We start from the raw sequence: 14037 nt of genomic DNA on the forward strand, positions 1-14037 counted from the left end.
ACGTATTTTTGTATTAAATAATTAAGATTATATTAACAAATCTTTAACTCATAGCTTCCTAATCTATAATTATCCAAGCCCGTACTATACAATTCAATTGCGAAATTCCCTCTATTACACATCAAAAAATGTGAGAAAAAAAAAAAAGAAAACACCAGAGAAGATGACCCATTAGCAGGTCGTCTACTCTGATGTTTTTAAGTTTTATCAATTTAAAAGCTTTACTATTTATTGATTATAAGTAATTTTAAACTGTACGTTCGTGAGCTGTACGCATTAGAACATCGAGTTGTTGTTCTTTTGTAAGTTCAACGAAACGAACTGCATATCCAGAAACACGAATTGTTAAGTTTGGATATTTGAGTGGATTTGCCATCGCATCTTCTAACAATGAGTTATCGAAGACGTTAACATTAAGGTGGTATGCTCCTTGTGAGAAGTATCCGTCCATGATTCCACGTAGGTTTGCAACACGCTCAGGATCTGATTTACCCAATGAGATTGGTGCAATTGTTTGCGTATTGGAAATACCATCTAATGCACAGTTATAATCCAATTTAGCAGTTGAGTTAAGTGATGCAAGTAATCCATTACGTTCTGCACCGTATGATGGGTTAGCTCCTGGAGCCAATGGAACACCTTTTCCACGACCATCTGGTGTATTACCTGTAGCTTTACCATAAACAACATTTGATGTGATTGTAAGTAAACTTAATGTAGGTGTTGAGTTACGGTATGTATGGTGACGTTTGATTTGCTTCATAAAGTATTGAAGTGCCCAGTTTGCAAGATCATCTGCACGGTTATCATCATTACCATAACGTGGGAAGTCCCCTTCAATTTCAAAGTCAATCGCAACACCATTCTCATCACGAATTGGTTTAACTTTTGCATATTTGATTGCTGACAATGAGTCTGCAACGTGTGAGATTCCAGCAATACCTGTTGCAAAGGTACGTTTTAAATCAGAATCCATCAATGCAAGTTGTGATTTTTCGTATGCATATTTATCATGCATATAGTGAATTGAGTTTAAAGTATTTACATAAAGTTCTGCCAACCAATCCATCATATCTTGGTATGCTACTTTAACTTCTTCAAAATCTAAGATTTCAGATGAAATTGGGCGGTAACGTGGTCCAACTTGAGCACCTGTAATTTCATCAACACCACCGTTGATTGCATATAACAATGCTTTAATTAAGTTAGCACGTGCACCGAAGAACTGCATGTCTTTACCAATAACTGTTGCGGAAACACAGCAAGCGATTGCTGCATCATCTGAACCCCATTTTTCACGGAGTAACTCGTCATTTTCAAATTGAATTGACGATGTTTCGATAGCGATACGGGATGCAAAAGTACGGAATCCTTCTGGCAATGCATCACAGTAGAGAACTGTTAAGTTTGGCTCAGGTGATGGACCCATGTTAATGAGTGTATGCAAGAGACGGAAATCTGTTTTTGTTACTAATGAACGTCCATCAAATGCCATCCCAGCGATTGAAAGTGTAGCCCAAATTGGGTATCCACTGAAGAGTGAGTTGTACTCTGGTGTACGAGCAAATTTAACCATACGTAATTTCATAACGAGGTGGTCAATCAACTCTTGAGCTTCTAGCTCTGAGATAGTACCTGCTGCTAGATCACGTTGTAGGTAGATATCTAAGAATGCTGAAATACGTCCAATGGACATCGCTGCACCATTGTTTTCTTTGATAGCTGCAAGGTATCCAAAGTATAACCATTGCACAGCCTCTTTAGCATTTGCAGCTGGTTGTGAAATATCATAACCGTAGCTTGCTGCCATTTCTTTCATGTCAGCTAACGCACGAATTTGTTCGTTGATTTCTTCACGAAGACGAATCACGTCATCTGTCATTGTTCGGTAACCTGCATGATTGAGATCATCTTTTTTCGCTTTGATTAAACGATCAATTCCGTACAATGCGACACGGCGGTAATCACCGATAATACGACCACGACCGTATGCATCTGGTAGTCCTGTGATAATCTTATTTTTACGAGCTGCACGCATCTCTGCTGTATAAACATCAAAGACACCTTGGTTGTGCGTTTTGCGCCATTTTGTAAAGATGTTTACGAGCTCTTCATCAGCAACGTAACCATTACTTTCCAATGATTTCACAGCCATTCCAATTCCTCCGAAAGGAATGAATGCTTGTTTTAAAGGTTCGTCAGTTTGGAAACCAACAATCTGTTCCAAGTCTTTATTCATGTAACCTGGTCCATGTGATGTTACGGTAGATACAATCTTTGTATCCATGTTGTAGACACCATCATGCTCACGTTGGTAAGCATTCATTGTTTCCAATTGTTCCATTAGGTCAATTGTATTTTGTGTTGGTCCTTCTAAGAACTCATCATCACCACGATACTCTGTGTAGTTTTGTTTAATAAAATCACGCGTATCAATATTTTCTTTCCAATAGTTTCCTTTGAAACCATTCCATTGATTATACATCAAGATACCTCCTTTATTAGAATCAAATCCCCATATCTAATGTATTACTCTTAAAGTATATCAATAGTGGTTATCATTTGAGGTGTATATTCATTGTATTTGACGTGAAATATATAACATATTATTTATAAATAACATATTGTCCGTTCGTTTGATAATAATCATAAATCGCTCACAAGCTCTGTTTAACTGTGTTTTAAGATACATCATGACTCATTCTGTGCAATTTATTAATTAACGAATTCACATATTAATCATTGGTATGTAGTTACCTCTGCCTCCATAATAAAAGACAGCGCAGGTTGTGTGCTGTCTTGAGTTTGATTTCACATTTCGAAATCTTAGTTTGATTGTTGATCATCCGAAATTTCTTTATCTATAGCAATAGCAATTGATAGTGCAAGCACAGCATCGCGTTCATCCGGAATCGTAAGTTCGTAACTATCACCCCAAGTAAACCAATGCTTTCTCAAATACATGATAGGCCGTTCACCATAGACTACACTGTAATCATGATCCCAAATATCACCCCGTAACTCCCACTGTTTGCCAGTTATCTCAAATTTACTTTTAAAGAATGAGAATCTTCGAACAAGTTCAACATGATCTGTTGTTGGTGTCGTAATATCATAACGCGAAAAAATTCGAAACATTTGTTTTTCAATCTCCGACACCATTTCGCCGTTCTCATTGCGAATCACAAATTTTTTGGGTATTCTCATGAAACTTCCCTCGACAAAAAATCTATCGACTCCAGTTTCATCTTTAACTGTAAACCTCTCACTAATCGCAAATACTTTTTGCTTGATATATAATTTCATGTTGCCTCTCTACTTTTTCGTACAAATAAAGTCATTGTCCTGTAATGCACTTACTTCTTCATCCAAAAACAATCCCTTTATTTCACGATCATATCCTGAATAATAATCGATACGTTTCATTAAATCAAAATCAATATCTTTCATCGTCTGAATTTGAATTAATTCTAACACACTGTCAGTTCTTATTACTTTTGATTCGATCCCTGGGATATCTTTACCACCTGCAGTATCAATCATAACTTGATTACTTGCTTCAAAGACTTTTTGAAACTCATTCGCAAGCATTTCAAAACCTTCCTTTGGTAAATCTGCAGTATATTCAAGTTTAAATACATTCTCCACCCTTGTGACGTCATTACCCTCCGCATCAATTGTGTAATAATAACTCATTGGACCACTATCCTTCAACTCACAAAGCGTTTGTGAAGGACTTCCTTTTATTGAACAGCCAGCAAGTAGTAACGTACCCAAAAGTAAAACTACGATTTTTTTCATTTGGTTCCCCCCTAATGTACTTCGATAGTAACACATATCGATACATACATAAAAGGGGAACCTATTCGAACAACTTGCTTTAATGAAAGGACCATCCTATTTCCAACACTCATATCATAACTTTAAGCATTGATGTTTATTCAACGACAGCCACATTCCGCACGATATCCCAACTAATCGCATAGCCTTCAATATAGAAAAATGAATCATCCGCCATTCCCGCAAATTTTCCCGTTACGCTTTCTCTAAGGCGCTGATGATCATCCATTATATTGACTTGTACAGATATCACCTTTGATTTCAGAAATGCGAACTGTAGAACGGCATCTATTTCCTCACGATCCATTTGCGGTAGGGCCGGTACTACTTTAAGTGCATCACTTTTGCCCTCATCAATCGTTTTAGTAAGCTCAGCAAGCGCAAATGCAGTACCCCACTTCAGGCCAAAAGGTCGATCTTCATACTCATTGTAGTTTTTGAATTCCTTTTTTGTCCTTTTTCTTGTCACGAATACGCTCCTCACTTTCCATACCCTCCAGACCACCAGCATGGCCACCCACTAATGAGCTCCGGGCAATGGCACGACCGCCTTCCATAAGACTACTCGCATAAACCATTTTAGTGAAACCAAATTTCTCACGCACAGTATCAACCGCTTCATCAAATTTATGATTCTTTTCTTTTTGAACTACCGATTCGAAGATATTAATTTGCTCCGGCATATCATGGCTTAGCTTAGAACAGTTAATGCCAATATTACGCACAGTTTGATGGTCAAAATGTTGTTCAAAAATATCAATGAGAACTTCAGCAAGTTTATGACTTTGATTGGTCATCTCGATATTTTTCTGCTTATTAAAACCAGTCTTTCCATCACGGTCAACAAACCCTAACGAATAACCCACCCATAGACTCACATTACTCGTTTTAACTCCCTCTTTTCGAAGACGCGTCGCCACTTGATCTGCCATTTCACGAATAACGATTTCAAGTTCTTTTTTACTAGTATAATCACGGTTCAATACTTGTGAATTTCCAATAGAGCGAGATTTTGGGGCATATGCTTCACCCAAAAATGTACGGTCAATTCCCCATGCATGTGCATAAAGTTGTGTTCCCAATATTCCAAGTTTACTTTTCAATAAATCGTAGTTAGCATGCGCTAAATCGTAAACACTGAAGATGCCTAATTTTTGTAAACGAATGGCACCTCGATGTCCTATTCCCCACATATCCGTCATCGTTTTAATTTTCCATAATTTTGAAGGAACATCCTCATAACGCCACTCCGCTTTCATATCTTTATTATTCTTTGCTTCATTATCCAACGCTAACTTCGCCAACAGTGGATTGTCTCCAATTCCAACAGTCGTATAAATTCCTGTCTTACGAAACACTTCAGTCTGAATTAACTTTGCAATTTGATACGCACTCTCACAATTGAAATATTCTAAAGAATCCGTCACATCTAAGAATGTTTCGTCAACCGAATATGTCGATACATTTTTATCATCGACATACTTCCGATATATTTCATTAATTTGGCGATGCATTTGCATATACATGTGCATACGCGGTGCAGCAATTACCAAATCATCTGGGTACGGAAAGGGTAGATCACGAGCACGACTAACATTACTTATTCCATAAGCTTTTTTTGCCTCGGGACTGGATGCAAGAATTAGTCCACTACCACGTTCATTAACGCTATCGCTGGGATAACTCATGACAACTAGCTTAGTGGTTAATGGATTCAATTTGCGTGAAACTGCCTCACAAGACGCGTAAAAGCTCTTGCAATCGATACAGAGAATATCACGAGATGGTTCTTTATCGTAATCAAATGTCACAGACGTCATAAGTATCACCCTTTCTTCTATCAATATTATACTCTAAATAGACGACATTATGTGTCCACTACTTTTTTTGTTTTACAGAAAAAAAGACATCGCACGATGTCTTTGGATTTATATAATTTTTATTTTATACGTTATTTTTAGCTTTTTTCCGCTTGCGAATTAAGGTATATCCACCAACCCCAGCACCCGCAAAAATTGCAGTACCAAGAACAACTTCACCTGTAGTATTCTTTTCTTTTACTGGGATTTCGCCAAAGAACACGCCATCTTTATTGTACAATTTAATTGCAATTTTATCTGTCTGCTTGATCTGATAAGAAACATCATCAACTAAGTGACCATTAATCGACAGGTTCGTAATCGTCCCTGTAGCAAGATCACCCAAATCTGAGCCACGTATCTCTGAAACTGATGTATTGGTTAACTCTAGAGTTTTGTCTTTCCCATATGATATTTTCGCATCATATGACGCATCTGCAAACTCTTCTGCAGTACCAAAAATAAATACTTTAAAGTCATGAATTTGGTTCTTTTCTTTGTTTTCGGATACTACTTTAACTTGTAGATTGTTACCCATAAACGGCTTTAAATCCTTTTCAAAACTTAGTGAACTCGTGGCTTGTCCATTTTTTGTTGTTACTAAAAAAGAATCCAAATTAACCTCGTTAGATAAAAGTTGAAGCGTCGATACTTTCTCTGTCTTCGAACCGCCAAATTCAGTTCCACCAAAACTTATTACATCAATTGTAGTGTTATTTAATTTTTCCAGTTCTATTTCTTTTGCCTTCGCTTCTTCGGCTTCTTTAAGTTTGCGCTCTTCTTCTAATTGCTTCGCTGCCGCGGCTTCAGCAGCGACTCTTTCATCTTCTAATCGCTTTGATTCTTGTTCTTGCGCTCTCGTATCACCCGAACGGGATGGCGATGCATTTCCGCCGCAAGGGTTATCGTAACCTAACGATCCTCCCTGAGGATACCATCCTGAACCTCGATCTGCTGCTACATGCCAGTGTCCATCCCCATGGTGACCGTAATACGTATCCCCACAGCTAATGATACTTCCGCCCTTTAATTTACCGGACGTTGCCGATACAGGTAATATGGTCGTCAGCATTAAAACTCCAGTGACGACACTCAACTTAAGTAATTTCTTTCTCATTTGTCCTCCACAGAAAATTACATTTTCACACTGCTCCTATCATACCCAAATAAGATTGAAAAAGCGATGTTATTATACAATTTTGCGAAAGTTAGCAATTAAACATTAATTTGAATATCGCTAACCACATATTTCTGGTCATTTCGTTAAGTAATTTAAATCGCAGGCATGTGACATCAATATAGGCACACGACAATGAACCTAAAGTATGCATATCCAAAATAGATGAATACCTAAACCTCTATAAATCAGAAACCCTATTTATACTTCACGTTATAATTGATACAATTATAGATATTACGAGGTAATTTTGATGCAAAGCAAATCAAAGCGATCCATATTTTCAAGTGCACTAATCCTATCATTAGTAATTAGTTTTCTATTTTTCCTAATCATTTCTTTATTTTTGTATATCGATACACAGTCTCTGATGCAAGCAGACCCATTCTTTATCGATGACCCGTTATCAAACCTTGCCTATCTCTTTGTTGCTATATGGAGCTTCATTGTCTTTTTTATATCCCTTCCTATTAACTTTCTCTTGATCAAATCAAAACGCGAAGGTACAAATTCTACACAATAAAATGGATTTGTTCTTAACAGGTAAAGATTCATCAATCATATGCGAATACTGGAAAGATATTACCAATACTTTTTTATATCTAATTATAAGTAAAATGGCACATTACAAAAAAAACTACCCAGATAATGGGTAGGTTTAATAGTATCTTTTGATTGTAACCTATAGTTAGCGTTTTCCTTTAGAGATGCGCAATCGCCTTTTGTTATTGCATGTGTCGCATTAACTTACCTTTCAAGAAACAGTCTTGTGATTATTCGTCTCTGTATTATAAAAGTTGATCTATGGTACCGCAGTACAATGACCAATCCTTATTTTAATTACTTGACTCATTTAGTTTTGTTACGAATGTCAAGGCTAAGATATTGAATCAATATTATAATTTTAAAGATTAAAGAATTAAAGTACACTCAAAATTTGTATGTCTTAAAACACGCTTCTGCTACTATTAGATTACTTTCTTTTAAAGGCATATGAGAATGTAGTAATTATAACAAAAAATATAAGTTGAAAAGATGGTTAAGCGGATTAAAAAAACCACTCATAATTGAGTGGTTGTCGTTTGTGTCATGGTGGCCCCAGCCAGAATCGAACTGGCGACACACGGAGCTTCAATCCGTTGCTCTACCGACTGAGCTACAGGGCCATTGGTTGCGGGAGAAGGATTTGAACCTACGACCTTCGGGTTATGAGCCCGACGAGCTACCAGACTGCTCCATCCCGCGATATGTAATTTTTACTGCTACACCATTATATCACATTTACTTAACAAATCAAGCAAAATTTATGGCGGAGGAGGGGAGATTCGAACTCCCGCACGCTCTCACGTCTGCTGGTTTTCAAGACCAGTCCCTTCAGCCACTTGGGTACTCCTCCATAAGGAAATTTTGTTTTATTTGGTGGACCCTGTAGGACTCGAACCTACGACCAACCGGTTATGAGCCGGTAGCTCTAACCAACTGAGCTAAGGGTCCAATACTACAGTAGTTTGTTTTAGATAAATGGTAGCGGGTGTGAGATTCGAACTCGCGACCTTCCGGGTATGAACCGGACGCTCTAGCCAACTGAGCTAACCCGCCATGTATAAATGTGTTTTAAAATAAAATGGTCGGGATGACAGGATTCGAACCTGCGACCCCCTGGTCCCAAACCAGGTGCACTACCAAGCTGTGCTACATCCCGACTAATATGGCGCGCTCGACAGGAGTTGAACCCATAACCTCTTGAGCCGTAATCAAGTGCTCTATCCAGTTGAGCTACGAGCGCGAATGTACATCGTTTATTGAATTGTGGATCCACCAGTTAAAAAGTAATGGTGGGGATGAAGGGACTTGAACCCATACGAAGTTGCCTTCAACGGATTTTAAGTCCGTTGCGTCTACCAATTCCGCCACATCCCCATATTGGAGGTTCCTATCGGATTCGAACCGACGATGACAGAGTTGCAGTCTGTTGCCTTACCACTTGGCTAAGGAACCATTTTAAGCGACTTTTAATCTTGCGATTGACTTGCCGTTTCCTTGACTGCTTTTACATTATACAATAACAGAAACAAAATGCAAGCATATTATTGAAAAAGAATTACGTTTTTTAGCAATATTTTCCCAACACTATCAATAACCCACTAAACAGTGCGTTTGAGTATGCTGATACGATTAATAATTATTTAATTCTTTTATAATTTAGTAGAATTTTTCATTCTTGAATCGAGAATTTGAATATTTAATATATCCGCTATTTTAGCGAGCCAAACGCACATTTATATGTATTACATTTAATAGGTTGTACATTTATTTTCGTGAATTAATTGGTGATCTTTGATTCGCTAATAAAAAGCGAGAGTTACGCACATAAACTCCTGTGCATAACCCTCACATTACTACTTAAACAGCTTTAATTTTTTGCCAGTAATCTGAAAGAATAACTTTCATGTTTGCATCATAGAAAAACTCTTCATCCTTCTCATAGCCATCACGTGGCACGTATGAGCTTACTTCAGCATATTTAGCACCTGGTGCTGTTAATGCCTCCACAACTGTAGGTAACGGACTTGTGTAACCTACTTCCTCAGAGATACGTGTAGATGCATCTTCGCTAATCATGAAATTCATCCATTCATGTGCAAGTTCTGGGTTTTGTGCGTTTGTAGGGATAACCATTGTATCTGACCATACGTTTGTTCCTTGTAACGGTGCATAGAAAGCCATATCAGGATTCTCTGATAGAATATAGCTTGCATCCCCTGAGTACACTACAGCAAGGTCTTTGACCCCTGTAGCCATTCCATCAATAACTTCGTCTGTTACATAAATTGGTGACATTGTTTGGCGCATTTCAACCAACCAGTTGTATGCTATTTCTAATTCTTCTGGATTTGTCGTATTCATGGAGTATCCATTAGCTTTTAAAGCAACCATGAAAGCATCACGCTCTGAATCGTAGAAATACGTTTTACCTGCATATTTTTGATCCATGAAAATATTCCATCCAAGAGCATCTAAGTCTTTTTGATCAACATTATTCTTATTGTAAACAATTCCAACACTTCCCATGAAGTATGGCACTGTATATTCATCATTTGGATCCATGTGACGTCCTTTTAGACTTGGATTAACATTTGCGTAGTTAGGAATTTTAGAATAATCAACTTTTTGAAGCAAACCTTCTTCGCGCATACGTTGTGTCATATAGTCTGAAGGAATTAAGATATCATAACTTGAACCATCTTGAAGTTTTGTATACATTGCTTCGTTGGATTCAAAGCGATCATAAATTACTTTTGCATTAAATTCTTTTTCAAATTCTGTAATAAGGGTTTCGTCAATGTATTCACCCCAGTTAAATACACGGAGTGTTTGTGTTTCTTTTGATGTACCGGATGCACATCCTGCAAGCACAATTAGTGCTGCAAGTCCTACTAAAATTTTTTTCATATGGTTTCGACCTTTCGTTTATCTTTCTTTTTCACGATGAGTGGGAGTACGTTGATTAAAATGAGGGCTATCGTGATAATAACAACAATAATTGTTGAGAGTGCATTAATCATTGGATTAATACGTTTTGACATCGTATAGACATAAATTGAAATATTGCTGACACCATTACCTGTTGTAAAGTATGAAATCACGAAGTCATCAAATGACATGGTGAAGGCAATTAGCGCAGCGGAAATTATGGCTGGTGTTAGTTGTGGCAGAATTACTTTACGTAATGCTGCAAAGGGTGTTGCACCCAGGTCCATAGCTGCATCGGCAATGCTTGGATCTAACGATCGAAGCTTTGGCAGTACGGTTAGGATTACATAAGGTGTACAGAATGTTATATGGGCAATAAGCATTGTCATGTATCCTTTGCCGAGCTTCGGCAAGGATATAAAGAGTAGCATTAACCCTATCGCTGTAACGATCTCTGGATTAAGCACCGGAAGATTATTGATGTTTAGGTAAATCTTACGAACGAGTGGTTTGTGTCGTGAAATACCAATTGCTGTTAGAGTTCCTACGATTGTTGAGATGATTGTTGCAATAATCGCAATGCTTACCGAATTTGATACTGCATCCATGATATCTCGGCTTTCAAAGAGTTTGGAATACCAGTCTGTTGAGAAACCTGTCCATGATGTCAATGATTTCGAACTATTGAACGAGAAGACAATCATAACGATAATTGGACCGTAGAAGAAGATCAGCATTGCTGCAAGTGTTAAGATACTTCCAAATTTACGTTCTTTTTTCATTAGATTTTCCCTCCCTTCATCACTTCGTCAGTATTCGACTTGTCGGCACGTTGTGCAAAGTGCATCGAAACGAGGATGAGAATTGCCATAATGAGTGAAATGGCTGATCCGAAGTTGTAATCACCAATATTTATGAATTGGTTCTCAATGAGGTTACCAATCAAGACATAACTTCCACCTCCGAGAAATTTCGGAATAATAAACGTTGATAATGATGGTAAAAATACTAATGTAATTCCCGAAATAACACCTGAAAGGGATAATGGGAAAATAACTTTTCTAAATGTTTGGAAACGATTTGCTCCAAGATCGTGACTTGCTTGAATGAGTGATTCATCCAGCTTGGATAACACCGTATAAATTTGAATAATCATAAATGGTAAGAAGTTGTAAACCATACCTAGAATTACGGCAAAGTCGGTATACATCATTTTAATAGGTGGAATCCCAAAGAATCCGAGAATATTATTAATGATACCAACATCTGACAGAATGCTAATCCAAGCATATGTTCGGACCAACATATTAATCCACATCGGTAATGTCACCAACAGAATTAAGAGAGTTTGCATCTTTTCGCTACGGCGTGAAATGATGTATGCAAGTGGGTATCCTATAATTAAACAAATTACCGTTGTTACAGTTGCAATTTTTAGGGATTCGAGCAAGACTTTGATAAAGACTGGATCAAAGAATTTTTTGAAGTTATCTAATGATAATTGTAGCGTTACAACATCATTGCCTTTTGTTGTCAGTGCGTAGATTAGGATGATAAACATCGGCAATACTACGAAGAGTGACATCCAGACAGCATAAGGTGTGATTAACTTACGGTAGCTTTTCACTAATAAGTCTCCATCGTGTACATAACATGGATATCTTCTGGGAAGAAGTGGATGCCTACTTCTTTTCCTATTTCAGATATATCGGTTGTATGAATAATAAATTCACGATTGTCTGTTTTTACGACTATTTCATAGTGAACGCCTTTAAAGAGAATTGAATCAACAACACCTGTTAGTTTACCAAGTTCAACATCAACAATATCGATGTCTTCAGGTCGGATAACAATATCAACTTTTTCATTTTCATCGAATCCATGATCAACACATTCAAATTGAGTGCCGTCAAACTCGACAAGGTTATCGCGAATCATTGTACCCTCAAAGATATTTGAGTCACCAATAAAGTTTGCAACAAAGCGGTTCTCTGGTTCATTGTAAATATCTGTTGGGGTTCCGATTTGTTGAATCTCACCCGCATTCATAACTACAATCTTGTCGGACATCGTTAATGCTTCTTCTTGATCATGGGTAACATAAACGAAAGTAATTCCAACATCTTGCTGAATAGCTTTGAGTTCATGTTGCATTTCTTTACGTAGTTTTAAATCGAGTGCTCCCAAGGGTTCATCAAGGAGTAAAACCATGGGTTCGTTAACAAGCGCACGTGCAATCGCAATCCGTTGTTGCTGTCCACCTGACATTGCGGTAACACTGCGGTGTTCATAGCCAACAAGGCCTACAAGTTCAAGCATCCGTTCAACTTTTTGTTTAATGATGCTTTCATCTTCCTTTTTGATGCGAAGTCCAAATGCAATATTTTCATAGACATTTAAATGTGGAAAGAGTGCATACCGTTGAAAAACTGTATTGACTTCACGTTTGTAGGCCGGAAGTTTTGTAATCTCTAATTCATCGAAGTAAACTTCTCCTGAATTTTGTTCTAAGAATCCTCCAAGAATTCTCAGTAATGTTGTTTTGCCACATCCTGATGGTCCCAGTAGTGTTACAAATTCATTTTCAAAAATATCAAGGTTAATTCCTTTTAAGACTAGTTGGTCATCAAAACTCTTAACGATATTTCGAAATTGAATCAATGGTTTGTTTTCCATGCGTTTCCTCCTTAAAAAATCGGTGGGGTACATACCCAAATGAGTCGAGCCGTTTGTTGGTACGGATTCTCAATCACGTGCGTTTTGCTCCCGTTAATATAAAATGTTTGTCCTTTAGATACGGTGAGTTCCTCATCACCATACTTAAGAAGTATTTTTCCCTGCAGTACATAACCGAATTCTTCACCTTCATGGGGTTCGATCGTATTTGAAACACCACCTGCTTTAAGTTCAAGCATGATGGGTTCCATTTCATTTTTTTGTGCATTGGGAACAATCCAGTGGATTGTATGGTCTTCATTCTCATCAATAAAGTAGTCATCTGATTTAAAAACAATCTGTTCCTCTTTTTCTTGTTTGAAGAATGCTGATAAGTCCGTACCCAACGCTTCTACAAGATCACTAAGCGTTGCGATTGATGGCGATGTTAAATCATTTTCCAATTGCGATAAAAAGCCTTTCGACAGTTCACTACGACTTGCTAGCTCTTCTAACGTTAATCCGTTTTTTATGCGTAATTGTTTGAGTTTTTTCCCGATTTCCATATGCACCTCGCTTGTTTAGTATTGCTAAACAAATATATTAGTAACCTTAAACACAAGTTTTATTATACATATTCATTTTTGAAATGCAATACATATGAAAAAAAACACCAACAAAATTGTTGGTGTTTTAATTATTCAGCTGATGTGATGAATTTTTCAAGTTCTGGTTTTGGCATGAATCCTGTTTTGCGACCAACAGGTTTTCCGTCTTTAAACAAGATAAGCGTTGGGATTGACATAACGTCGAAACGTTGTGCAAGCTCGCCTTCCTCATCAACATTAACTTTGACGATTGTAGCCTTGTCAGCATGTACCTCTGATAGTTCAGCAAGAATCGGGGAGATCATCTTGCAAGGGCCACACCAGTCAGCGTAAAAATCTACTAATACAACGCCATCTGAAATTTCTTCATTGAAGTTAGCTTTTGTTAAGTTTTTCATGTGTATTACCTCCTAAGCCTGTATAT

At 37.5% G+C, this 14037-nt stretch carries 12 protein-coding genes and 9 tRNA genes; all 21 read right to left on the reverse strand.

What is annotated here, in order from left to right; genetic code table 11:
- Nucleotides 1-247: 247 nt before the first annotated feature.
- Nucleotides 248-2485: a formate C-acetyltransferase gene (gene pflB / locus G7061_RS10115; protein WP_159644983.1), complete on the reverse strand. Its 2238-nt coding sequence runs from the start codon at nt 2483-2485 to the stop codon at nt 248-250.
- Between the two features lie 341 nt (nt 2486-2826).
- The gene (locus G7061_RS10120) at nt 2827-3306 is read right to left on the reverse strand and encodes an LURP-one-related/scramblase family protein (RefSeq protein WP_159639411.1); all 480 of its coding nucleotides are present in this window, start codon (nt 3304-3306) and stop codon (nt 2827-2829) included.
- A gap of 9 nt (nt 3307-3315) precedes the next feature.
- Nucleotides 3316-3801: a lipoprotein gene (locus tag G7061_RS10125; RefSeq protein WP_159644987.1), complete on the reverse strand. Its 486-nt coding sequence runs from the start codon at nt 3799-3801 to the stop codon at nt 3316-3318.
- 136 nt (nt 3802-3937) lie between these two features.
- Nucleotides 3938-4309, reverse strand: coding sequence for a hypothetical protein (locus tag G7061_RS10130; RefSeq protein WP_159639413.1), 372 nt, complete (start codon nt 4307-4309; stop codon nt 3938-3940).
- Nucleotides 4266-5660: a Y-family DNA polymerase gene (locus G7061_RS10135; protein ID WP_166082419.1), complete on the reverse strand. Its 1395-nt coding sequence runs from the start codon at nt 5658-5660 to the stop codon at nt 4266-4268. Before G7061_RS10135 ends, G7061_RS10130 begins: the two co-directional genes overlap by 44 nt.
- A 124-nt stretch (nt 5661-5784) precedes the next feature.
- Nucleotides 5785-6816, reverse strand: a complete 1032-nt coding sequence (locus G7061_RS10140; protein WP_166121079.1) for a hypothetical protein — start codon at nt 6814-6816, stop codon at nt 5785-5787.
- A gap of 1150 nt (nt 6817-7966) precedes the next feature.
- A tRNA-Phe gene (locus G7061_RS10145) sits at nt 7967-8042 on the reverse strand.
- A gap of 2 nt (nt 8043-8044) precedes the next feature.
- Nucleotides 8045-8121 (reverse strand) — tRNA-Met (locus tag G7061_RS10150).
- Between the two features lie 62 nt (nt 8122-8183).
- A tRNA-Ser gene (locus G7061_RS10155) sits at nt 8184-8272 on the reverse strand.
- A 21-nt stretch (nt 8273-8293) separates the two neighbouring features.
- Nucleotides 8294-8370, reverse strand: a tRNA-Ile gene (locus G7061_RS10160).
- Between the two features lie 28 nt (nt 8371-8398).
- Nucleotides 8399-8475: transfer RNA gene (locus G7061_RS10165), tRNA-Met, on the reverse strand.
- Nucleotides 8476-8501: 26 nt separating this feature from the next.
- Nucleotides 8502-8578: transfer RNA gene (locus G7061_RS10170), tRNA-Pro, on the reverse strand.
- A gap of 7 nt (nt 8579-8585) precedes the next feature.
- Nucleotides 8586-8662: transfer RNA gene (locus G7061_RS10175), tRNA-Arg, on the reverse strand.
- A gap of 47 nt (nt 8663-8709) precedes the next feature.
- Nucleotides 8710-8796, reverse strand: a tRNA-Leu gene (locus G7061_RS10180).
- A 4-nt stretch (nt 8797-8800) separates the two neighbouring features.
- A tRNA-Cys gene (locus G7061_RS10185) sits at nt 8801-8874 on the reverse strand.
- Between the two features lie 405 nt (nt 8875-9279).
- Nucleotides 9280-10329, reverse strand: coding sequence for an ABC transporter substrate-binding protein (locus G7061_RS10190; RefSeq protein ID WP_159637298.1), 1050 nt, complete (start codon nt 10327-10329; stop codon nt 9280-9282).
- Complete coding sequence (locus tag G7061_RS10195) at nt 10326-11132, reverse strand: ABC transporter permease (protein ID WP_159639460.1); 807 nt, start codon at nt 11130-11132, stop codon at nt 10326-10328. Before G7061_RS10195 ends, G7061_RS10190 begins: the two co-directional genes overlap by 4 nt.
- On the reverse strand, nt 11132-11977 hold the full coding sequence (locus G7061_RS10200) for an ABC transporter permease (protein WP_159639461.1): 846 nt from the start codon (nt 11975-11977) through the stop codon (nt 11132-11134). The genes G7061_RS10195 and G7061_RS10200 overlap by 1 nt, the downstream gene beginning before the upstream one ends.
- Nucleotides 11977-13026: a spermidine/putrescine ABC transporter ATP-binding protein gene (potA, locus tag G7061_RS10205; protein WP_159639462.1), complete on the reverse strand. Its 1050-nt coding sequence runs from the start codon at nt 13024-13026 to the stop codon at nt 11977-11979. Before potA ends, G7061_RS10200 begins: the two co-directional genes overlap by 1 nt.
- Nucleotides 13027-13037: 11 nt before the next feature.
- Nucleotides 13038-13571, reverse strand: coding sequence for a helix-turn-helix domain-containing protein (locus G7061_RS10210; RefSeq protein ID WP_159637338.1), 534 nt, complete (start codon nt 13569-13571; stop codon nt 13038-13040).
- A 131-nt stretch (nt 13572-13702) separates the two neighbouring features.
- Complete coding sequence (trxA, locus tag G7061_RS10215; RefSeq protein ID WP_159637344.1) at nt 13703-14011, reverse strand: thioredoxin; 309 nt, start codon at nt 14009-14011, stop codon at nt 13703-13705.
- Nucleotides 14012-14037: the final 26 nt, after the last annotated feature.

Source organism: Erysipelothrix sp. HDW6B (assembly GCF_011301115.1).
GTDB classification, from domain to species: Bacteria; Bacillota_I; Bacilli_A; order Erysipelotrichales; family Erysipelotrichaceae; genus Erysipelothrix; species Erysipelothrix anatis.

What these genes read in the sequence shown, in the direction of transcription:
- trxA (WP_159637344.1), bottom strand. Translation starts at nt 14,011, where the DNA reads ATGAAAAACTTAACAAAAGCTAACTTCAATGAAGAAATTTCAGATGGC.
- pflB (WP_159644983.1), bottom strand. Translation starts at nt 2,485, where the DNA reads ATGTATAATCAATGGAATGGTTTCAAAGGAAACTATTGGAAAGAAAAT.
- G7061_RS10140 (WP_166121079.1), bottom strand. Translation starts at nt 6,816, where the DNA reads ATGAGAAAGAAATTACTTAAGTTGAGTGTCGTCACTGGAGTTTTAATG.
- G7061_RS10125 (WP_159644987.1), bottom strand. Translation starts at nt 3,801, where the DNA reads ATGAAAAAAATCGTAGTTTTACTTTTGGGTACGTTACTACTTGCTGGC.
- G7061_RS10190 (WP_159637298.1), bottom strand. Translation starts at nt 10,329, where the DNA reads ATGAAAAAAATTTTAGTAGGACTTGCAGCACTAATTGTGCTTGCAGGA.
- G7061_RS10210 (WP_159637338.1), bottom strand. Translation starts at nt 13,571, where the DNA reads ATGGAAATCGGGAAAAAACTCAAACAATTACGCATAAAAAACGGATTA.
- G7061_RS10120 (WP_159639411.1), bottom strand. Translation starts at nt 3,306, where the DNA reads ATGAAATTATATATCAAGCAAAAAGTATTTGCGATTAGTGAGAGGTTT.
- potA (WP_159639462.1), bottom strand. Translation starts at nt 13,026, where the DNA reads ATGGAAAACAAACCATTGATTCAATTTCGAAATATCGTTAAGAGTTTT.
- G7061_RS10195 (WP_159639460.1), bottom strand. Translation starts at nt 11,132, where the DNA reads ATGAAAAAAGAACGTAAATTTGGAAGTATCTTAACACTTGCAGCAATG.
- G7061_RS10135 (WP_166082419.1), bottom strand. Translation starts at nt 5,660, where the DNA reads ATGACGTCTGTGACATTTGATTACGATAAAGAACCATCTCGTGATATT.